The sequence below is a fragment of the Arcobacter aquimarinus genome (assembly GCF_013177635.1).
GTDB lineage: Bacteria > Campylobacterota > Campylobacteria > Campylobacterales > Arcobacteraceae > Aliarcobacter > Aliarcobacter aquimarinus.
On the sequence record NZ_CP030944.1, the window covers coordinates 1,269,524 to 1,292,760 of the forward strand.

21 protein-coding genes are annotated in these 23,237 nt (G+C 25.2%); 9 read left to right on the forward strand and 12 right to left on the reverse strand.

The window, feature by feature from the left end; translation table 11 throughout:
• Positions 1–72 precede the first annotated feature (72 nt).
• Together AAQM_RS06235 and AAQM_RS06240 are read left to right on the forward strand one after the other, a co-directional pair.
• The gene (locus AAQM_RS06235; protein WP_129094251.1) at positions 73–1,125 is read left to right on the forward strand and encodes a tyrosine-type recombinase/integrase; all 1,053 of its coding nucleotides are present in this window, start codon (positions 73–75) and stop codon (positions 1,123–1,125) included.
• 12 nt (positions 1,126–1,137) lie between these two features.
• Positions 1,138–2,001 carry a hypothetical protein gene (locus AAQM_RS06240; RefSeq protein ID WP_129094250.1) on the forward strand — a complete coding sequence of 288 codons (864 nt, stop codon included), beginning with the start codon at positions 1,138–1,140 and terminating at the stop codon, positions 1,999–2,001.
• Between the two features lie 156 nt (positions 2,002–2,157).
• On the opposite strand, the gene AAQM_RS06245 is transcribed toward AAQM_RS06240, so the two are convergent.
• The 4 genes from AAQM_RS06245 to AAQM_RS06260 form a co-directional block, all read right to left on the reverse strand.
• A complete protein-coding gene (locus AAQM_RS06245; RefSeq protein ID WP_129094249.1) occupies positions 2,158–2,748 on the reverse strand; it encodes a hypothetical protein in 591 nt (196 codons plus the stop codon).
• The gene (gene cap2-3 / locus AAQM_RS06250; protein WP_164967018.1) at positions 2,745–4,871 is read right to left on the reverse strand and encodes an anti-phage 6A-MBL system cap2_3 protein; all 2,127 of its coding nucleotides are present in this window, start codon (positions 4,869–4,871) and stop codon (positions 2,745–2,747) included. Before cap2-3 ends, AAQM_RS06245 begins: the two co-directional genes overlap by 4 nt.
• Entirely contained in the window at positions 4,864–6,009 is a 1,146-nt protein-coding gene (gene mblB / locus AAQM_RS06255; protein ID WP_129094247.1) for an anti-phage 6A-MBL system MBL-fold protein, read from the reverse strand. Before mblB ends, cap2-3 begins: the two co-directional genes overlap by 8 nt.
• A gap of 876 nt (positions 6,010–6,885) precedes the next feature.
• Entirely contained in the window at positions 6,886–7,140 is a 255-nt protein-coding gene (locus tag AAQM_RS06260) for a helix-turn-helix domain-containing protein (RefSeq protein WP_228254489.1), read from the reverse strand.
• A gap of 77 nt (positions 7,141–7,217) precedes the next feature.
• Between AAQM_RS06260 and AAQM_RS06265 the strand changes: the two genes are divergently transcribed.
• The 6 genes from AAQM_RS06265 to AAQM_RS06290 all read left to right on the forward strand — a co-directional run bounded on the left by AAQM_RS06265 (position 7,218) and on the right by AAQM_RS06290 (position 16,470).
• The gene (locus AAQM_RS06265) at positions 7,218–7,835 is read left to right on the forward strand and encodes a hypothetical protein (protein ID WP_129094246.1); all 618 of its coding nucleotides are present in this window, start codon (positions 7,218–7,220) and stop codon (positions 7,833–7,835) included.
• A 40-nt stretch (positions 7,836–7,875) separates the two neighbouring features.
• Positions 7,876–8,475, forward strand: a complete 600-nt coding sequence (locus AAQM_RS06270) for a hypothetical protein (protein WP_129094245.1) — start codon at positions 7,876–7,878, stop codon at positions 8,473–8,475.
• 191 nt (positions 8,476–8,666) lie between these two features.
• Positions 8,667–11,036: a tellurite resistance TerB family protein gene (locus AAQM_RS06275; protein WP_129094244.1), complete on the forward strand. Its 2,370-nt coding sequence runs from the start codon at positions 8,667–8,669 to the stop codon at positions 11,034–11,036.
• Positions 11,026–12,348, forward strand: a complete 1,323-nt coding sequence (locus AAQM_RS06280) for an ATP-binding protein (protein WP_129094243.1) — start codon at positions 11,026–11,028, stop codon at positions 12,346–12,348. The genes AAQM_RS06275 and AAQM_RS06280 overlap by 11 nt, the downstream gene beginning before the upstream one ends.
• 9 nt (positions 12,349–12,357) lie before the next feature.
• Positions 12,358–14,535, forward strand: a complete 2,178-nt coding sequence (locus tag AAQM_RS06285) for a DEAD/DEAH box helicase (protein ID WP_129094242.1) — start codon at positions 12,358–12,360, stop codon at positions 14,533–14,535.
• A gap of 882 nt (positions 14,536–15,417) precedes the next feature.
• Entirely contained in the window at positions 15,418–16,470 is a 1,053-nt protein-coding gene (locus AAQM_RS06290) for a tyrosine-type recombinase/integrase (protein WP_129094241.1), read from the forward strand.
• 9 nt (positions 16,471–16,479) lie between these two features.
• Here the strand turns inward: AAQM_RS06290 and AAQM_RS06295 are convergent, their stop codons facing one another.
• Genes AAQM_RS06295 through AAQM_RS06315 form a run of 5 tightly spaced genes read right to left on the reverse strand, consistent with a single transcriptional unit; the run spans position 16,480 to position 19,954 of the window.
• A complete protein-coding gene (locus tag AAQM_RS06295; protein WP_129094240.1) occupies positions 16,480–17,352 on the reverse strand; it encodes an ABC transporter ATP-binding protein in 873 nt (290 codons plus the stop codon).
• Entirely contained in the window at positions 17,349–18,032 is a 684-nt protein-coding gene (modB, locus tag AAQM_RS06300; protein WP_129094239.1) for a molybdate ABC transporter permease subunit, read from the reverse strand. Before modB ends, AAQM_RS06295 begins: the two co-directional genes overlap by 4 nt.
• 1 nt (position 18,033) lies before the next feature.
• On the reverse strand, positions 18,034–18,423 hold the full coding sequence (locus tag AAQM_RS06305; protein WP_129094238.1) for a TOBE domain-containing protein: 390 nt from the start codon (positions 18,421–18,423) through the stop codon (positions 18,034–18,036).
• Positions 18,420–19,163, reverse strand: coding sequence for a molybdate ABC transporter substrate-binding protein (gene modA / locus AAQM_RS06310; protein ID WP_129094237.1), 744 nt, complete (start codon positions 19,161–19,163; stop codon positions 18,420–18,422). Before modA ends, AAQM_RS06305 begins: the two co-directional genes overlap by 4 nt.
• Positions 19,164–19,174: 11 nt before the next feature.
• Complete coding sequence (locus AAQM_RS06315; protein ID WP_129094236.1) at positions 19,175–19,954, reverse strand: TOBE domain-containing protein; 780 nt, start codon at positions 19,952–19,954, stop codon at positions 19,175–19,177.
• Between the two features lie 134 nt (positions 19,955–20,088).
• Between AAQM_RS06315 and AAQM_RS06320 the strand changes: the two genes are divergently transcribed.
• Complete coding sequence (locus AAQM_RS06320; protein WP_129094235.1) at positions 20,089–20,445, forward strand: sirohydrochlorin chelatase; 357 nt, start codon at positions 20,089–20,091, stop codon at positions 20,443–20,445.
• Positions 20,446–20,453: 8 nt separating this feature from the next.
• Here AAQM_RS06320 and AAQM_RS06325 read toward each other — a convergent pair whose 3' ends face one another.
• From AAQM_RS06325 to AAQM_RS06335, 3 genes are read right to left on the reverse strand one after another with little or no spacing between them, the layout of a single operon-like run.
• Positions 20,454–20,726 carry a hypothetical protein gene (locus AAQM_RS06325; RefSeq protein WP_129094234.1) on the reverse strand — a complete coding sequence of 91 codons (273 nt, stop codon included), beginning with the start codon at positions 20,724–20,726 and terminating at the stop codon, positions 20,454–20,456.
• Positions 20,727–20,741: 15 nt separating this feature from the next.
• Positions 20,742–21,212 carry a hypothetical protein gene (locus tag AAQM_RS06330; RefSeq protein WP_129094233.1) on the reverse strand — a complete coding sequence of 157 codons (471 nt, stop codon included), beginning with the start codon at positions 21,210–21,212 and terminating at the stop codon, positions 20,742–20,744.
• Between the two features lie 55 nt (positions 21,213–21,267).
• Positions 21,268–23,235: a M3 family metallopeptidase gene (locus AAQM_RS06335; RefSeq protein ID WP_129094232.1), complete on the reverse strand. Its 1,968-nt coding sequence runs from the start codon at positions 23,233–23,235 to the stop codon at positions 21,268–21,270.
• Between the last annotated feature and the right edge of the window lie 2 nt (positions 23,236–23,237).

The window sequence follows — 23,237 nt, forward strand, 5'->3', positions numbered from 1 at the left end:
TTAGTATATATTATAATTTGGAAATTATAGTTTCCAAAAGTAATTATATATATATTTAATTAAAGGCTAATATTGAAATATCCATTAGACTGTGAATCTACATTTAGTAAAACATACTTATTTTGGTTGTCTAGGTTTGTCAGGAACAAAATAACAGGCTTATCAAATAGACAAGTAAAAGACAAGGATCGTTTAGCACAAATTCTTCAACAACTTATAAAAGGTTTTGACTCAATTGAAAACTTAAAATCTATTATTAAAGAAGTTAGAAATATTGGTATAAATAGTATACATGTATATTTTATACCACTTGAAAAGTTATACATGTTTATAATTAATTTTGGTGCAAATTCCATGAAAGAAATTGATGAAGAGTTATTAAGTGATTTTCTTGTAACAGAAACAAGTACATTATCAGATGCAACAAAAAAGAATTATAGAATTGCTTTAATTACTTTTTTTGGATACATCGATAAACAAAATGAAGAAGATAATGGGTATGTATATAGATATGGAATTGAACTTAAGAACTGGGGTGGTTTATCTGGTAAAAGTGGTACTAAACTGCCCTCTTTTATGCAAAAAGATGAAGTACAAAGATTTATTGATGGAATACATACTTATCCTTTTGGTGCAAAAGTTGCTTCAAGAAATAGATTAATTATAAAAACTATTCTTTACACAGGAATAAGGGTAAGTGAAGCAATAAATATTGACTTAAAGGATTTCAATAAAGATGGGAATGCTTATATTATACAAGTTCGTGGAAAAGGTAATAAACCAAGAGTTGTAATGATAAAAGAATCTATAATAAAAAAAGATTTAGATGAGTGGTTTAATATCAAATGTTGTAATAATAACCTACTCTTTTGTAATCAAAAAGGAAAACCATTAAGTCAAGCATATATAAGTAGTATAGTAGAAAAGATACTACTAAGTGTAGGTATTAGAAAAGAAAAAAATGGAGCCCATATGTTAAGACATACTTTTGCCACCCTACTTTATCAAAAAAATAAAGATCTCATACTAGTTCAAGAATCTTTAGGTCATGCAGATATTAATACATCAAGGATATATACGCACTTTGATAAAGAACAATTAGTACGTACTACAGATATATTTTAAAAGATTAGATAAATGAATGAATTTGATACTGAACATATTATAAGTTCTGTTGCAATAATAGTATCTACAATAGCATTAGCAATTTCATGGAGAACTATGACAAAAACTTCACAATGGCAGAAAACTGATATTTTAATTCGTCAAAAAACAGAAGAGAGACAAAGAATAAATGAAGAAAAAAAACGATTAGCTCCATACATGGAACTTGTTAATAGTACTTATCATGAATTTGATAATTTATTCTCAGAATATTCTACAGCAGCAAATCAATTTTATTCTGAGATTGTAAGTTTAGCAGATATATACAATAATGGTAAGGGAACTAATAACAAGGCTTTGCGTCACCATATGTGCGATGCATGTGACATAATCATTGAAGAAGTTGAAGATAATATTTTACTTCAACATCCAGAATATTTATTTACGACAGTTTTAAATAGAAGATATAGAAGGTTAGATTATAAACTTGATTTAAAACAAAATAAGAATCTAAATAAAGTTGAATATAATTTAAAAGTACTTCATGAAAATATGAATTCAAAAGATAAAAACTTATATCTTAAAGAACTAATCAAAAGAATAGAAAAAGTAAATAACATTTACAAAAAAAACAAAGATAAGATTGATTCAACTATTAACAAACTTGAAGAAGCAATTAAGAAATATAAATATTATGATTTTGATACAACAATTAATGAATTTTATTTAGATTTTAAAAGTCTATTAAATCTATTTCTTTACATAAGAAAAGTTTCTACTAACTATACTGAAGAATATGATGAAGACTTTTACTACTTAACTTTAAGTGAAATACTGTATAAATTATCATCAATAATGATAGTAAACCATGGCATATTAAAAACAAGTAAATATTAATTTTTTATATTACAACTTTTAATATAAAATAAATAAATGAACATCAAGTGCTAATCTACCTAGCTACTTGATGTTATTTATAATTAAAATATCAATAGAGTACAAGTTCTAATAAATAATAACAACCATATATTTCTACCTATATGTCCAGTTCTTTTATTTAATTTCAATATAACTTTTAATTATTTGTTCAGCATACCTTTTGCTTGATATATATAAACAAATAAAAGATAGAAAGAAAACCAAACCATTTTCAAAAATAAAATAGTTAAAATATATCAAATTAATAAACAATAAAACTAATACTAAAAAACTAAAATTTCGCATAAAACCATAAAAAATATTTTTTGAAAATAATAATTTACATTCTCTAGTAGTTTTCAGCATATTTGACATTAACTTATCATCATTTTCAAATAAAGTTAATAAGTTTTGATATTCACTATTTTTACTTTTTTTTAAATATTTAATTGTAGGGTTTCCAAATTTATCCCAATATAGTGTTTGTAAATATCCTGATATTATTGTTGCACAAAACTTAGGTAACAATGTAATAAATAATGAAGTCAGAATTATTAATGGAATTTTTAAATAATCAACAATTCCTAAATCTAAATTAACTAAATATTTAAAATATATCATAGTCATTATAGCACTTGTAAAAATTAGTGAAGGTATATACCTAGCCTTCAACTCATATTCTTGTTTTGATAAAAATTTTATTATTTTAAAATATATACCTGTCATACTTTATCTCCATTTTCAACTATTATAATATTCCCTTTACTATTAATTAAACAAACTGTGGGGAACCCTTTTCTATCTCGAATTAACTCAGTTTTTGTCTTTAAGTCTTTTACAGAAGCAGAACCACCCATTGGATGACTATGCCATGTTCCAATATACGTTAATAAACCATTTGTTTTCTTTTCATAATCTAAAACTTTCTCTTGTAAACCTGTTGTACCCAACTCAAAATACACCTTAGTTCTTTTACTATCCTCGGGTGGATCAATTAAATCAACTATTGAGATAACTTTATTCACTAAAGAAATATTTCCAATTAAAACTCCCCCTGTTTCATTAGGAGAATATTGAGTAGAATTTTTAAGTATTTTTTCTACAACATCACTATTTATTCTTACTTCATAGCCAAATGATTTATCAAATAATATAAGAGGTGCTTTAATTTTAAATTTATCCCATTCTAAATTTAAATTTGAATTTAAATTACCAATATTTAATTTTCCAGTATCTTCGCTAAGTCCATTTTCAAGTTCATTTTGTATTTGCATCGACATTGGTGCTGAAAAGTATGAAATTTCAGCATCTGTAGTTATTGTAGTTAATGATCCGCATCCTTGTCCAACCATTTGATATTCAGTTTTATCTGTCTTTATAATATTAAAAAATTTTTTCTCTCTATAACATAAAAGATAAAAATATGATAGCAAATCATCCAATCTAACTGCTCTATTCTTAGATTCAATTAAAACTAGGCCATAAGTTGATAAATTATGTAATACTACATGTATTACTTCACTCTTTATTTCTTTTTTTATTAAAAAGTTTCTAATAGAAAAATCTGCAGTGGCATCTATTAATATTGAATCATCTTTTATTATATTTAGGCACTCTTTAATATCCTCTCCAATAGAATTAACTCTTGATAATCCCATTTCTAATAATGCTTCATAAAGTAGTTCACTTTTTAATCCATTTGATATACCAGTTAATGTATGTCTAGCATGATTATGTGCATTAAATAAATCATTATCGATTAGTGTTATATCATCAGTAAGTCCTGTTCTTGCTATATGTGTAATAATTTTAGAACCTAGACTGCCACAACCTAATTGAATAAGTTTCATGTTTTTATTTATATTATTTTTTTTATTAATACCAGAAAATTTTGTTAATAATTCCTTACTTGGTGGTTCAATACTTGCAAGAGTATAAGATTTTGAATTAGCTTTAATATTTCTCTTTATTTTATCATACTTTACTTCAATAGCAAAATTAAGAATTTCTATGTCAGAATCAGTACCAATTAAATGAACAGGTCTTTTTATAAGTATTGTAATAAATAACAACGATATTTTTTTTAAGTGTTTCGCATATTCTCCTATTATGTCATAAACATTCTTTAAAGATATTTTTTTTGTAAATTTAATAAAATCATTATAAGTGAAAATATCATTTGGAAAAAAATTACTTGAAGCTTCTGTTAATACAAGTGGTATTAAAAAACTATGGTTAATTTTATCAAATTTTGAAATATCTAAAGCTTCAATTCTTGCTTGAATAAAATCATTCTTTAGAAAAGAATAATTTATTCCTATAGAATTAATTGTCCTCCCACTTCGAATAGCTTCTTCTATAAAAGTTACTGGAAAAGATATTATACCATTATTAAAATCTGTTCTCATTGGTTCCCAGCCCTGTTCTAAATCAATCAAATCATTTGTTACTGCTTTATCTAACCAACTTGCTATTTGATCTAATAATTCAAAAAAGAAATTTGGCTGTTGTAATAATTCATCATTAGAACCTTCATATATACATGGGTTAACTTTTTCCTTTGTTGGATTTATATGTGGAAATACTTTTGGGAAATCATCTCTTAAAAAAATTATTGGTGCTTTATAAGGAAATCCTTTATCAAAAATAAATCTAACCTCTTCAAATCTTTTTACTCCCAAAGGTGTTTCATCTCCTAAAATAGAACTTGGGAACTCTAATTTAAAAATCGTACTAAATGTAGCTTCTGTTTGATCTTCATTATAAAAAATATCTGAAGTCTCATCATTTGTATGATGAGACTCCTTGGTTTGATTATGTGCAATATTAACAAAGTATTTATCAACCATGTCCACGTGGTTCTCCTGTCGCTTCTTTTGCAGCAGTAGTACCAATTGCAGCAGTTTTTGATAAAGCCTTTTTTGTTCCAGCATTTGTAAGTTCAAATTCTATAGGCTTAACCTTTCCCGACACCTTATTACCAGCAGTATAAAAGAAGTTTGATTTTCCAACCAAATTTATGTATTTATCTTTTGCTTCACTATGTGGAGGAGTATCTTTCCCAAATTCTCTACAACTTGCAATAATTTTTGCACCAGTTTTTGTATAAGACAATGCGTTAAAAGCTTTTTCATAAAATATTGATTCATCATTACTGTTTTTCCTATAAAAAGAATATTTTGAACAATGATGCGGTGCTAATAAAATATCATACTCCAATTCATCTTCTCCATATTCATCATTTAAATATTCACATACATCAACTTCTGCATCACCTGTTAAAAGTATTTTGTTAGTATATTTTTTTTCATGAATATCAATATTTAAAATTACACTACCTCTATTCTTCTTTTTAAAAGATTCGTAATCCTCATTTTCTTGCTGTTCTAATGGTGCCAATACTAAAATATTTATTTTATCTCTTAAGTCATTTTCATTTAAAGTACTAGTATTATCTCCTATAGGACAAACAACTTTATCTGCACCTTCAGTACCTCCATCAGGACAATGGCCAAGTATTTTGATTCTATTACCAGTAGATTGAATTTTTTTACTTTCCATAAATAAATTAAACCTTCTATTCATTTCCGTATTAAAACACTTTGCATCACTTTCCAAAACATTAAACTTACTTGCTCTTTTTAGAAATCTTGCAGATCCCCAAATTTCTTTTATATAAATTTTTTTATCTTCATTTTTATACGAAGAAAGATCTCCAGTATGAAAATAGTTTTCAAAGCCTCTAATATGGTCATCATCGTGATGAGATAGAATGAATACATCAATAAAAGGTCTACCTAATTCGTCAGTTTCAATATTTTTCATTAGGTATTCTAGTACATCATAAGAGTCATCATCTTTGTCAGTTGATTTTTCTCTTATATACATATCGTAAAGAATAGTTGTTTTATTTAAATCATTTAATTTAAATAATGTCATATTCCCATTATCCACGGGTAATATTACAATTTTCGAGTTGTTTTTCAATTTATTTCCTTTATTTAAAAAAGGAACGTAACCTATTGTATCACTTTCTAATACTAGTTTATTATCTTTATTTAATTTATTTTACTTTAAGGAGATGGTGTTTATAATAACTCTAGAACTATTTAACGAGTTATTATGTATTTAATCCATAATAAATGTAACTTAGATAAGTTATCTAAAATTAGTTTAACATTGTTAAATTCCTTTTGAATAATTTATTTAATCTCATTCAATTTGCTATGCATATTGAAATTGACACCGCTAAAACATCAAAATCTAGCATTTAATCCTGTATTCTTACTTATGATAATACTAAAATTTCAACAAAAATTATATTATTTTTTTGATCTTTTGTCAAGATAGTTTAGTCTCATATTATCAAATTTAGATAAAAAAGTAGCACTTGTTACTATATAGTGCTAATTATAAAGAGTTATTAATTTTTAGTATTTGATATATTTCTGAAAAATTCAGAAATACCAACATCAAGAACATTCTTATTGTGATGATTTAGATTGATTTTTAGTTTTATCAATAGGAGTTGTTATATTATTTTCTTTTTTATAAACTTTAATCTAATTAAAAATTGTTTTATTATTTATAGCAAGATCTTTTCCAATTTACATTGCTAACTTTTCATTATTCAAAATCAATTGAACAGTTTCATCCCTAAACTCTTTAGTATATTTACTATTTCTCATTTTTTCTACTTCTTTCATACTTATTTTAGAAGTTTTTAAATTCTGAGTATGATTTAGTGTAGCGGGATCATAAAATAATAGATGCTTAAAATCTCTCTATTTGAAAATACAAAAAAGTTAATATAATTAATTATCTCAAACAACTATTTATACTCTATAAAAATTATGATTATTATCAAATATTTTCAAAAAAATCTTTTATATTTACACCTAATACATCAGCAATTTTGATTAATTGTTCAATGTTAAAATGCTTATTTTGTAGGCATAATTCACAATTAGAAATAACTCCAACTGATTTATGCCCTATCGCCATAGCAAGATTAAGTTGGCTTATGCCTTTTTCTTCTCTAATTCTTTTTACATTTTTACCTATAGTTTTATAAATTTTCTGAATGTCATCTTTAGAGAATTCGCTGTTTTTAATCAATATAAATACCTATAGTTAGTTTTTTATAAGTATAATTTGAATAAAATCTTTTAACAACTATCTATGGTTAGGTAAAAATGAACATATACAGTCAAGAAGTTTTAGAATTAAAAAAAGAGATTCTTACAGAAATAAGTAATGAGTTAAAAAATATTACAAATTTTAGAATCAAAACAAATACAAAAGCCTATTATGAATTAAAAAAAACTATTTCTAAATGGGATTTAGAAATTAATGAAATTTCAAATAGTATAAATTATAATGATGATGTAAATGAAAAGTTTTCATTTATAAAAATTGATAGAAAAACTTTAGAATCTCTTATTAATTTAAATAATAAGCTCAAAATAGGCAATATTTCAAAATTATTAGATACTTTAACTATTACTTATGAAGAGTTTTTTGTTAAATATTCTTTAATCGAAATAAGATATCTTGACTTAAATAAAAAAATTCAAAAGGCATTAAATAATACAGATTTATACATAGGTGAGATTTTAGATAATGAATATGGAATTAAAAAAAATGAAAAAATACTGTATAAAATTGATGATATAATAATTTATGAAGATAAAGAATATTTAGATGCAAAGAATCTAAAAAAGTACCCAATTGGAGAAAATGTATTTTGGATTTCTTTAAATTTTACTCTTGCAGATATAGAAAAATTTAATTCTTTATATTTTAATTTCTAGTAATAAATAAGTTTACAATCGCTGTTAAAAAAGAAATATAATGGATACTCAAATAAACCAAAGAAATATCATAATCTCAAAACATGCCATTCAAAGAAGAGAACATTACACTCCTATTGATAAAGATATTTTAATAAATCTAGTAAAACAAATTGATGATAAATTTGCTATTTCAAAAAAAGAAAATAATATATATAAAATAGGTCACAAAAATACAATAGCAATAATTAAAAAAGCAGATGATGCTTTAATTCTAATTACTGCATATTTTTTTGATAGATATGATTATAAAATTGATAACATTAATTTAAAAATTTCTATTGCCGTATCAAAAGAAGATAGAAAATTAAAAAGAGATATGAATAGAGGAATGATTCATAAAATATATAGAATAAACTTTTTAAACAAAAAAGTTGAATGTGGAGTTATCTGTGCTACTGTAAATAGTAAAAACTCAAGAGACAAAATACAAAAAGAGAATTTCAAATATAAACTTATTTTAGATTGGAAATTGTTCCTAAAATTTCAAGATATTCCAATGAATCATTATCATATGTATTTTAATGATTTTGAGGAAATATTAAATGTTGTTCATCTTGAAAATGAAGATTTTTTTTTGAATAATTTTGAGAGAAAATAGTCATTTAAGAATCCATTAAAAAGAGTTTTAAATGAATGAAAATGTATTGATGATTTCTGATGCAAGTTCTTTTAATTTAATAAAAATTGTTTTTTATTCTCATATAAGAATTATTCTTAAAAAATAATAATAAATTATGATATTTAAAAGTATAAATATTATATTATTTATAAAAAATATAACGGATATGCATGGAAATTTTTATTAGCTCTTTAGTTTTGTATCTAATTTACATTTTATTTTATAAATCAAAAAAAACATTAGTTAAAGATAATTCTGAAATACCAATAGATAGTAACTTAAAAATCTCAGTAAATAATGAATTAAAAAAAGAAAATTTAGTTCACAATGATTTATCAAAATCATATAACATAAATTCAACAAAAGATTATTATTCTCAATCAAATATTTCTAATAAAAATTTTCAAAATAAACAAACTACAAAAAATTCTCAACAATCAGCAGTTTGGTATGGTAAAAATCAATTTGTTCAAGTAAGAAATTATTCTATTTCAAAAGGTTTTGTATATGTTGGTGAAAAGCTAATTAATACAAGAAATGAGAATAACTCATATTACCAAGATTACGCATCTAATGATGCTTCATTAATAAACCCTTCATTAAATATCACTTCTGCTGAATCGTGGGAATATGGTGATGAAATGGGTTACTGGCCTAATTATGCAAACATACCTGCAAAATGTAGAGGTGCATATTTGAAATGGCTATCAAATGGCCGAATAGAACCAAATACAAATATAGGATATGTGTTTTTATTTTTTTATGGTTTAGAAAGACGTATATTTGTTGATGCAATAAAAAGTAATGTTTCAGTAGAAGAAAGAAAAGATATTGTAAATGAAGTTTTACGTCTGTTAGAAGTGTATGGGGGAAATAATTCATTTAAAATGTATGCTAGAAATTTTTTAGCTATGGAATGGCTATTATTTAATAGAAATGATGAAAAAATTCCTGATTATCTTAAATTTAATGGTCATTATCATACAAATATATTAAGATTCTTATTAGCTAAAAGTATAGCTAAGCAAGAACCATTATCTTATGAACTTGCACTTGATTGGACAATTACTCATCCTACACTTGGGATTAGATTAAAAACACCTGCTCGTCGTTGTCCAAATGAATTTAAAGAGTTATTTAAACAACGCTATACACAGAAATTTGGACAAGGAATAATTGTAAAAGCAAATAAAACACCTTTAGAGTTGAATTATATTCCAGCAAGTTTTACAATAACTAATGTTTTAATATCAAAAGAAAAATTGAACCTACCTGATCCTATTATATTAACAGCACCAATTAAAAAACTTATTGATTTAGTTGAAGAATGTACAAAACAATTAGATTCTTACAGTAAATATATTGGTAGAGAGGGGAATAACCCAAATTCATTATATGCTCAATCTTTATTGCCTAAAGAGTTATTACAACAATCAACTTATTTAAATAAATTAAAAGAAAAACTTGAAAATAATGAAAAAGAAATTATTGTAATGAAATTAACTGAAATATATGATTTACTACAAGAAAAATCTCCATTAGTTATTGATAAAAAAGAATCAGAAAATTTAGCAACATTAATTGAATTACTTGATTTTGGAATAGCTCCTGATAATCGTTACCATCATTTAAAACCTACTATTAATGGTCAAATAATTATATTTAAAAAAGGGCATGGAATAAATTTTAATCCATCTCAAGAATTTACAATGCTATGTTCTATATTAAGACTAGGAGCAATTGTTAGCCAAATTGATGGTAAAGTTTCACATCAAGAAGAAAAACTTCTTTATAATTTAATTCAAGATAATAGAAAACTTACAAATATTGAAAAAGACTCTTTGAATGCATTCTTACAATGGGCTCTTATTACTCCACAAGAAATTAGTGGGCTTAAAAAGAAACTTGAAATTGCATCACAAACTGAAAAAACTGCAATTGGACATATTTTAATTTCCATTGCACATGCTGATGGGAGAATAGATTTGAAAGAAATTAAACAATTAGAAAAACTATATACCCTACTTGGGTTAGATAAAGCTCAAGTTCTTAGTGATTTACATCAATTATCTACATCAAATGAACCTATTATTATTGATTACAAAGATAAAGATACTAGCTATTCAATACCAAAACCAGAAAATAAACCTACGTCATCATTTACATTGAATGATGAAATAATTAAAATAAGAGAAGCTGAAACTTTACAAATTAAAGGTGTTTTAGGTGCTATATTTACTAATGATGAAGATTTAGAAGAAAATAATATAAATGTTATTGAGGAAAATATTGAAACAAATTCACCTTTAACTACACTTGATGAAGCACATCAAAAATTCTTTAATCAGCTTATAACAAAAGAATTATGGGAAAAAGAAGAAATACAAATTATTTCAAAAGAATTAGGATTAATGCCTGATGGAGCAATGGAAGTTCTTAATGAATGGGCTTTTGATAATGCAAATGCACCTTTAATTGAAGATGATGAAAAAATATATATAGATATTGAATTAGCAAAGGAAATTATAAATGAGCAATGATAAAATTTTACAACTTCGTCCAAGAGAAAGAGATGCAATTATTCAATCTCTACGAGCAGGAGTAACACCAAGATCTGGATTACAACATATTCAAGTTGGACGTTCAAAAGAAATTGAAGCATTATTAAAAGATATAGAAAAAATTAAAGAAAATGGTTCAGCATTTCGTTTAATCATCGGTGAATTTGGTTCTGGAAAAAGCTTTTTTTTACAATTAATTAGAATGATTGCATTAGAAAAAGGTTTAGTTACTGTTCATGCTGATTTATCTCCAGATAGAAGGATACATGCTACAGGAGGACAAGCAAGAAGTTTATATGCAGAATTAATGCATAATCTTTCAACTCGTACCAAACCTGAAGGAAATGGTCTTGTAAGTATTGTAGAACGTTTTATTACTGAAGTACGAAAAGAAGCTGATAAAACTTCTGAAACAATTGATAGTATAATTACTAAACGACTTAATCATTTAAATGAATTTGTAGGAGGTTATGACTTTGCCTCTGTTATTTCATTGTATTGGCAAGGACATGAAAGTGACAATGAACAACTTAAGTCAGACTCAATACGTTGGTTAAGAGCTGAATTTTCAACTAGAACAGATGCTAAAAAAGCTTTAGGTGTACGTAATATTATTGATGATGCAAATTTTTATGATTATTTAAAATTAATGAGTTTATTTGTCAAACAAGCAGGATATCAAGGTCTTTTAGTAAATTTAGATGAAATGGTAAATTTATATAAATTATCAAGTAGTCAAGCTCGTGTTTCAAATTATGAACAAATTCTTAGAATATTAAATGATTGTCTACAAGGTAGTGCTCAAAATATAGGATTTATTTTAGGTGGAACTCCTGAATTTTTATTAGATCCTAGAAAAGGACTTTATAGTTATGAGGCATTACAATCACGCCTTGCTGAAAATTCTTTTGCTAATCAAGTTGGAATTATTGATTATTCTGCAACATCATTGCATCTTTCAAATCTTGCACCTGAAGAATTATATATATTACTTAAAAATCTTCGTAATGTATTTGCATCAGGAGATATTAGTAAATATCTAGTACCAGATGAAGCATTAAATGCATTTTTAGCACATTGTTCAAATAAAATTGGTGATGCTTATTTTAGAACACCTCGTAATACAATTAAAGCTTTTGTTGATTTCTTAGCTATCTTAGAACAGAATCCTTCCCTTCAATGGAATGAACTCATCAAAAAAGTAAATATTAACAATGAAATAAATACTGATATGCCCGAAATTAAATCTGAAGATAATGATTTAGATGATTTAACAACTTTTAAATTATAGAGGTTTAATATGGGAGCCTCAAACAGTTTTGAACTTTTAGATAAAAAAGTAAAAAATTGGATATGGAAAAAAGAATGGGAATCATTAAGAGACATTCAAGAACAATCAATTGAACCAATTCTAAGTGCAAGAACAGATGTAATTATTAGTGCATCTACTGCTGCAGGAAAAACAGAAGCTGCTTTTCTTCCTGCCTGTTCTAAAATGTGTGAAACTACTAATACAGGTGTTTTTATACTGTATATTAGTCCATTAAAAGCATTAATCAATGATCAATATAGAAGATTACAAAGTTTATGTGAGATTTTAGATGTTCCTGTTACTCCTTGGCATGGAGATATACCTAAAACATTAAAAAACAAACAAAAAGCTAATCCCTCTGGTATTATATTAATTACGCCAGAATCATTAGAATCTCTTTTTTTAAACAGTTCAGGCTGGTGCCAGAAAGCATTTCAAAATTTAGGATATATAATTATTGATGAATTTCATGCTTTTATAGGTACAGAAAGAGGTTGCCAACTACAATCTTTAATGCATAGATTAGAATTCTTAATAGAAAAAACTGTGCCCAGAATAGCTTTAAGTGCAACTTTAGGAGATATGAATGAAGTAGCATGGTATTTAAGACCTAATAAAAAAATTCCTTGTGAGTTAATTGTTTCTACAACATCAAGATCTGATTTAAAACTTCAATTAAAAGGTTATAAAAATTCAGCTCAAATAACTGATGATACTGAACCAGCATTATCGTTAATTGTTAATGATCTTTATACTCTTTTAAGAGGTAAATCTAATTTGATTTTTGCAAATAGTAGAAGGAGAACGGAAGAAATTAGTGCAATGTTATCAGATAAATGTAGTAATGATTCCGTACCTAATGAATTTTTCCCTCATCATGGATCACTTTCAAAAGAATTACGAGAAAGTTTGGAACATAGACTACAAGAAGAAAAATGGCCTACTTCAGCTGTGTGTACAATGACACTTGAATTAGGAATAGATATCGGTAATGTTGATTCTATAGCCCAAGTTAATCCACCTCATTCTGTTGCAAGTTTACGACAACGATTAGGACGATCCGGAAGAAGAGATGATGCAGCAATATTACGTATGTTTATTGAAGAAGATGAACTAACTTCAAAAAGCCATATATTTGATTTACTACGTTTTGATATTTTTTTAAGTATAGCTATTATAAATCTTTTACTTAAAAAGTGGTACGAGCCTTCAAGTAAACAAAGATATCACTTTTCAACACTAGTACAACAAACTCTTTCTGTAATAGGACAATATGGTGGAGTAAGAGCTGAACAACTATGGACATTATTATGTGAAACGGGTCCTTTTGTAAGAGTAGATAAATCTCTTTATATTACTTTTTTAAGAACATTAGGAAGTAATGATTTAATTTCTCAAACTCGTGATGGTCAAATTATTTTAGGTGCAAAAGGAGAAAAACTTGTTGGACATTTTTCTTTTTTTACTGCATTTCAAACACCAGAAGAGTACAGATTAGAATATAATGGAAAAACTATAGGTACACTTCCTATCGATTTCCCACTAAAAGAACATCAACTAATTATTTTTGCAGGTAAAAGATGGGAAATTCAAAATATAAATGAAAAAAATAAAGTAATAATTTTAAAGAAAAATACTCAAGGATATGCACCAAAATTTGGTGGTAGTGGATTACTGATTGATGATATAATTATTAATGAAATTTTTAATGTGTATATGTCAAAACAAATCCCTATATACTTAGATAAAACTGCAAAAAATCTTTTCTATGAAGGAATTGAACATTTTTATTCACTTGAATTAGATAAAAAACAAATTCTATATTACGAAAATTCTATAATACTTATTACATGGTTAGGAGATAAAACTACTCTTACAATTAATAACTTATTATTAAAAGAAAATTTGAAAACAATTTATTTTACTGGACCAATTATTGAGGTTAAATGTTCAATTGAAGAACTAAAAATAGCTATAGATAATATTTTACATAATGAAATGTTATCTAATACATTATTGGCAAATGATTATAAAGAAACTCAAATTGGAAAGCATGATTTATTTCTAACAAAAGAATTATGTGATTTGGATTTTGGAGAACAATATTTTGATGTAAAAGGTGCTAGGGATTGGTTATTGAATTGCTATAATAATTTAATATTATAGTTTATAAAATCATTAAAAATAAATAAAATATGAAATTTATTAGTTTCATAACCTTATAATCATGAGTCGAAATTATTATATTTTACTAATTTTGCTATATTGTTGTAAGATTAAATATTATTTCAAAAAAATTAAACAATCAATTATTAAAATGTTTTGTATAATTATTTAATAATAGAAACAAATTAAGGATCTTTATGAATAACAATCAAGATGTTTGATCTGTCAACAGTTTATAGGACACAATATTTCTAACCGTAACATTTTCTCTTCAAACTCACTTGGTGGCATATAATTATTTGAATTGTTTAATAAATGATTTTATTCATTATTTTAAATAACACTTACTCTCTTCTCAATATTTAAATATAATATACAAATTTCTAATAATATATTTTTTAACATTATATTATTTAAATTAATAGTAAATGAAGTAAATATTCAATTCTTTACATAGCTATTCATCTAGATATAATAGCATATGATAAAGGATTAATTTGATTTCCATCAAACTCTATTCCAAATTCTTGAGTTGTAACTTTTGAGTATAAGTATCATTTCTAAATAGCTGAAAAGTTATCAATTGTAACTAGGTTCCTAATTTTAATCTTTCAAGTATTTTAACATAATCAATTTTATAATTAATATGGGTTTTAGGAATGAACTTTTTTATTTTATTTAATGAAATTGGGAATTTAATAGTGATTAATCTTTTGAAATATTTATTTCTAATATTATATTATAATACTATAAATAAACATTAATAATGCATCTTAGAATTTATATTATATTATTTACTATATATATCAAGTCTTTTCAAACAAATATTTATATAAGATTTGATACAATACTTTTATAAAATTTAACTATTGGATTAATAATATGAGATACGAATTGGATTTTAAAAATAGTTTTGAAACAACTTTTTTATTTTGGATAGAAAGATTTATAAGAAATAAATTAACTACTCTTTCAAATAGACAAGTATTACAAAAAGAAAAATTAGCTTCAATAATCCAACAATTAGTAAAAGGAACAAAATCTATTGATGAATTAGCTTTTATAGCAAAAGAAGCTAGAAATATAGGTTTAGCTGGAGTAAATACATATTTTAACCCCCTATTTAAACTATACAATTTCTTAATTAACTTAGGTCTTGTTTCTATGAAAGAGATAGATGAAGAGTTATTAAGTGATTTTTTAGCTAGTGAAACTAGTTCATTATCAGATGCTTCTAAAAAAAATCATAGAATTGCCCTATTATCTTTATTTTCATATATAGACAAACAAAATCAAAATGAAGATGGAAGTTCATATTTATTTAAAATTGAGTTAAAAAATTGGGGAGGATTAAGTGGCAAAAGTGGTACAAAACTACCCTCTTTTATGAACAAAGATGAGATAGATAGATTTTTAAGTGCTATTGATTCTTTTGATTTTACAGATAATACGGGTTATAGAAATAGACTAATTATAAAAATAATAATATATACAGGGATTAGAGTTAGTGAAATTTTGAATCTAAAAATAAAAGATATTTTCAATGAAAATGATGTTTATATGCTTCAAATAAGAGGAAAAGGCAATAAACCAAGAGTAGTTATGATAAAAAAGTCTATTATTGAAAATGAATTAAATAACTGGTTAGATATGAGAATTTGTAATAGTGATTTACTTGTTTGTAATCAAAAAGGTGAAAGATTGACTCAAGCTTATGTAAGTAGAATTGTTGAAAATATTTTAATCAGTGCAGGAATTAGAAAAGAGAAAAATGGTGCTCATATGTTAAGACATAGTTTTGCCACACTTTTATACCAAAAACACCATGACTTAATACTTGTTCAAGAAGCTTTAGGACATTCTGATATAAATACAAGTAGAATTTATACTCACTTTGATAAAGAAAGACTTAGAAAAACAACAGAAATATTTTAATATTTCTGTTTAAATTTTCATCAATATTGGATTAAATGCTTTACTTGATAAAAGTAATTTATCCCCTATTTTCAGCTCTTTAATTTCATCTTCTACTGCGGTTACTTTAACTATTTCATTATTTGTTAACACTTCTACTATATATAAAATATCACTCTTTTTAATACTTAAAATCTCTCCAATTATTTTAAATTTACCGCTTATATTTTGATTTGAAAATACTTCATTTGGTGTTCCATCTTGCTGTATTTCACCTAAATTAATTTTGAAAACTCTATTTGATAATTTAAAAACTTCACTTATATCATGGCTAACTAAAATAGAAGTTATATTAAATTTTTGATGAATTAAAGATAATTCATCTTGAAGTTTTAATCTCATAGTTGTATCTAAAGCAGAAAGAGGTTCATCAAGAAGCAACATTTTAGGGTTTGTCATAAGTGTTCTTGCAAGTGCCACTCGTTGTTTTTGACCTCCACTTAAAAGTTCTGGTTTCATATTTGAAAGATTTTCTATCTCCATAATTTCTAAAATTTCATCAACTTTTTTTATTTCATTTTTGTTTTTTAATGCAAATTCTAAATTTCTTCTAACACTCATATTTGGGAAAAGTGCATAATCTTGAAATACAAATCCTACATTTCTTTTTTGTGGTGGAAGATTGATTTTTTTTGAACTATCAAACCAAATCTCTTTATCTACAACTATTTTTCCACTCTTTGGAGTTTCTAAACCAGCTAAAATTCTTAAAAGTGTAGTTTTTCCACTTCCACTTTTTCCAAAAAGTGTTAAAAAATCACCTCTATTTATCTGTTTATTTACTTTTAAATCAATTATTCCATCAGCTGTATAAAGAGGTTTTATAATATCTAACTCTATCATTTTGTAAACTCACTTTTTAACATTTTTTTATTTATCATATAAACAAAAAGTAAAATAACAAAAGAAATAATAAATAAAGTAAAAGCATATTGATTTGCTAAATCATAATTCAAAGCTTCAACTTCATCATATATTGCAATACTAGCAACTTTTGTTTCACCTACAATATTTCCACCTATCATTAAAACAACACCAAATTCACCAACTGTATGTGCAAAACTAATAACTATTCCTGTTAATAAAGAAGGTTTTATATTTGGTAATAAAACATACCATAGAGTTTCTAATCTACTTTTTCCTAAAATAAAAGATGCTTCTTTTAAAGATTTACTTAGACTTGAAAATCCACTTTGAATAGGATGAACCATAAAAGGCAAACTAAAAATAACAGAAGCAATAACTAATCCTTCAAAGCTGAAAACCAGTCTTAAATCAAAAGTTTCATCAAGCCACGAACCAAAACTATTTTTTGGACTAAATGCTAATAATAAATAAAAACCTAAAACAGAAGGGGGTAAAACCAAAGGCATTGAAACTAAAGCTTCAATAATTGGCTTTAATCTTGATTTTGTTTGTGATAAAAAATATCCTAAAGGAATACCTATAAATAAAAGAATTAAAGTTGTAATTCCTGCTAATTCAAAAGTTAATTTCATAGTTTGAAAAAATGAATCTTCCATTTTAAACCTTTTGTATACTTACTTCATTTGATTTTACAAACCACATAAACTCTTCATTTTCTTTACAATTTAAATCTAATAAAGCATTTTTTGTTATTATTGAAACTATTTTATCTCCATAAAAATCAAAAGATATAGCACATAAAATTTCCCCATTCTTAATCTCAGTAATTTTACAAATAAATGCATTCCTAGCACTTATTTTTGAAGAAACAGAAGCTATCATAACTTCTGTTTCTTTAAATAAAATATTTACTTTTTGACCAATTTTGTAAACTTCATTTGATGATAAAATTAAAGAGGTAAAAATTTTACCTTTGATATCTATATAAATTTGTACTATATCATCACAATTTTTAATCTCTTTTATAACACCAGTTAGTTTATTCATTTTACTCCAAATCCATATTTCTCAAATATTTTTTTTGATTCTTCAGATGTTATAAAAGAAGCAAATTTTGTAGCTAATGGTTTTTCTTCTGCATATTTAGTAAGAACAAATGCTTGTTCCATTGGTTTATATTTAGAAGGATCTACTAATAAATATTCTTCTTCTTTTTTAATAGTTTTAATTAAAGAAAAAGCTACAAGACCAATTTCAGCTGCTCCACTATCTACAAATTGAACACTTTGAGCTATATTATCTCCTAAAACTATTTTATTTTTTACAATATCTAATAAACCATAATTCTCTAAAATTTCAGTAGCAGCAACGCCATAAGGAGCTAATTTAGGATTAGCAATAGAGATATGTTTAATCTTATCATTATTTAAAACTTCCATTCCTTTTTTTATTAGTTCTTTATCATTACTATATAATGCAACAACTCCCATTGCATAAACTACAGGCTCGCCTATTGCATTTTTATCACTAACTATCTTATTTGGATAAGTAGTATCAGCAGCCATAAAAATGTCATATTGAAATCCATTTGTAAATTGAGCATAAGCCTTTCCTGTAGCTGAATAACTAGCAATTATCTCATCATTTGGATTTTTTGATTTGAAATTTTCAATTATTTCTTGCATTGCCAATTTTGTACTGCTTGCTGCAAAAACATTTATTTTATCAGCAAATGAAGCTGTACTTAAACTTAAACTTAAAACTATTGTACCTATTAATTTTTTCATATAAACTCCTTTTATTTTCCTATCATAACATCGCTTGATTTGATAATTGCAGTTGCTTTATCACCTACTTTTATATTTAGCTCTTCAATTGCATTTTTTGTAATAATACTTGCTATTAAATCGCCACCTATATTTACAATAATTTCTGCATTAACTTCACCTAAATGTATAGTTTCAATCACTCCATTTAACTTATTTCTAGCACTAATATTTATATTTTCATCTAAACTTAAAAGAACAGAATTAGATTTTATTAAAACTACAACTTCATCATTTTCTTTTAAATTAAGATTTTCAACAGCACCTGTTGTTATAACACTTGTTATTAAATAATTACTTTTTAATCTAACTTGAATTGTAGAATTAATTTTTGTTGATTCAATTTTCTCAATAATACCAACAAGTTGATTTCTTGCACTTATTTGCATATTAAATCTCCTAAAAAATTTAAGATTTCCACTATCAAAGTCTGTTAATAAAGATATTGATTCCAAGAATTTTTGGTGTTCCCTTTCGATAACATCATAAGTTTTAACCAAATTCTTTCCATATTCTGTAAGTTTAGTTCCACCGCCACCTACTCCACCTGTATTTTTTTCAACTACAGCCATCGGACATAAATTATTCATTGTATCTATCATATCCCAAGCACCTTTATAACTTAAAGGAACCATTTTAGCTGCAAGATTTAAACTACCAACTTCATCTATTGCTTTCAATAAAGCTATTCTTTTTTTTAATAAAAAAGAGTTTTCACCATCAATCAAAGTTAAATCTGAAATAAATCTCATTCTTCTCCTTATATACACAACTATATAACTAGTGAATTGAAACGATATCGTTATAAAACTTAATATATAATGAAATACAATTTTTAATTAAACTTTTCCAAGATATAATCAAAAATCAAAAAAAGGAATAAAAAATGGAAGCTTTAATAATAGTTGCTCATGGTAGTAAATTAGAAAGTTCTAATAACGAAATAATAACTCTTATGGAAAAAACAAAAAAAGAATTATTAAAAAATGATATTTTAGTTTTTGTGGGATTTTTAGAATTAACCGAACCATCATTTTATATGGCATTAAATAGTGCAATAGGAAAAAACTGCACTAAAATAAAAATATTTCCATATTTTTTAGCAGCAGGTAAACATGTGATGCAAGATATTCCAAATGAAATAAAAAAGTTTAAAAAACTATATCCTCAAATAGAATTTAAACTATTACCTCATATTGGACAATGCAATGGAATAGAAAACATGATTATTTCTAATTTATAACTTTCTAATTACCAAAAACTTTGAGTTAATTCATCATTTGATGATTCTAACTCTAAATAGATATTTTCATTGTAATCAAAATATAAATTATAGTCTCCTATTGAAACTTTTTGTTCAGCATCTCTTTTATTAAAATATACTTCGTCTGCATACTTACAAAATGAAGAGAGATGATACTCAACTAAAGAAGGAGCTATTGAATCAATAGCTCCTTCTAGTGAACTAAAATTATTAATACCAAATAAATTATACAACGATTCTTTGTTTATAATAGTAATCATATATTTGTATATCTTTTAATGATTAAATCCATTTAACAAAGAAGCCATTCTATTTAAATCTATTTTATTACTTGAAGAATCTTCTTTTTTCTCTTCTTCTTTTTGCTGTAAAACATTTTCAAAAGAGTTACTATTTAAAATATTTGGTTCTTCTTTTTTATCATCATCTTTTTTTTCTTCTTCTTTTATAGTTAATGATTCATTTTTTGCAATAGCATTATTGTTATCACCAACTTTTCTATTTAAGATACTTTCAATTTTACCTAACATAGAACTAATATTTGATCTATCTTCTTGAGTATGATTTTTTAATTCATCAACATTTTTCTCTAAATCTTCTTTTGTAGCTTCTAGTTCTAAAACTTCATCTTCTAATTCATTAATTCTATTTTTTAAACCTGTATTTTCTTCTTGAAGTTCTTCATATGCTTTGATTAAAGTACTTAAAGCTTCATTTAGTTTTGAAATTGTTTCTGCATTTGTCATGTTATTAAATCCTTGTTGGCATATATAATTATTAAAGGCGCTATTATTACAAAATTTAGCTAATAATTCCATCAATTTTCAATAAAGAATCAACACTTGGTTCTCTTTGTGCAAAATTAAAAAATAGTTTATCCATATCATAAGAACCACCTTGGCTTAAAATCGTATTTTTATACTTTATTCCTAGTTCTTTATTAAAAATATTTCCTGAATCAATAAACATATAAAAAGCATCTGCACTTAAAACTTCAGCCCATTTATATGAATAATATCCAGCTGCATAACCACCACTAAATATATGAGAGAAACCATTTTGGAATTTATTATATTTTGGTGGAATCATTACAGCAAATTCATTTCTAATTGAATCCAATAAATCTTGTATCTCTTCTTCACTTTTGTATAATGTTTGATATAGTTTAAAATCAAACAAAGCAAATTCAACTTGTCTTAATGTTGCTAAAGAAGATTGAAAATTCTTAGCTTTTATGATTTTATCAATAGACTCATCGTCTAAAACTTCTTTTGTGATATAGTGTTTTGCAAATAGTTTTAACACATCTTTATCATAAGAAAAATACTCTAAAAATTGTGATGGGAATTCAACTGTATCCCAAGCAACTCCAGAAATTCCACTAACAAATGGTTCTTCTATTTTACTTAATAAATGATGCAAAGCATGACCCATTTCATGAAATAAAGTTACAACATCAGAGTGTCTTAGTAAAGATGGTGTTTCCTTTGTTGATTGTGGAAAATTACACACAATATAAGCTGTTGGAAGTTTTATTTCTCCATTAGAAGTTTTATAGTGTGAATGCCAGTTATTCATCCACGCACCACCTCTTTTATCTTTTCTTGCTTCTAAATCTATATAAATTCTAGCAATTATTTTTCCATCTTCACTTAAATCATAAACTTTTACTTTTTCATCCCAAGCAGGTGTATTTGCCTTTGTAAATTTTACATTAAACATTTGATGTAAAAAATCAAAGAAACCATCTAAAACTGATTGTTGTTCAAAATATGGTCTAAAATACTCTTCATCAAAATCATATTGAGCCATTTTAAGCTTTTCAGAATAATATGACATATCAAAAGATTTAAAATCTGTAATTCCATCTTTTACAGCTATTTGTTTTATCTCTTCAAGTTCTTCTTTTGCCTTGTTTTTAGCTTTATGCCCTAATTCTTCTAAGAATTTAATAACATCTTCTTCTTTTGAAGCCATTTTTGTAGCAAGTGAATATTGAGCATAACAATCAAATCCTAAGATTTTTACCTTTTCATCTTTTAACGCTAATAATTCTTCAATTATTTTTCCATTTTCAGGTGCTCTTGTACAGTAAGCTTTATAAATCTCTTCTCTTTTTTCTCTAGAAGTTCCATATGTAATGTATGCTAAATAAGATGGCATTTGAAGCGTAAATTTATATTTTGTAACTCCATCTTCCTCAAATTTTGCTAATTCTAAATCAGAAGCTGGAATCTCTTTTACATCTTCAAAATTATCAATTATCATTTCAAAAGCATTTGTAGCATTTAAAAGGTTTTGAGAAAACTTATGTGAAAGCTCACTAAGTCTTAAACTTATCTCCTCTAATCTTTTCTTTTTATCATTTTCAAGATGGCAACCTGAAAGTTTAAAGTCTCTTATTTCATTTTCTAAAACTTTATTTTGTATATTATTTAAAGTACTTTTTTCTTTAGACTGTATATCTACTAAAGCACTATATATATTTTCATTTTGAGAAATTTCAGTTTCATATTTTGAAATAACTGGAATACACTCTTCGTAAACTTTTGTAGTGATTTCAGAATTTTTAACAGAATCAATATGAAAGATAGGAGTTAAAAAATCATTTATACTCTCCCCTATTTCTTGAAATGGTAAAACAAAATTTTTATAAGTTTTATTTTCTATTCTTAATAATTCATCAATTTTTTTTCTATTTTCATCTAAAAACTTTTCTAATAACTCTTTACTATTTTCTAAATTACTTAAATCAAATTCTTTAAACATTT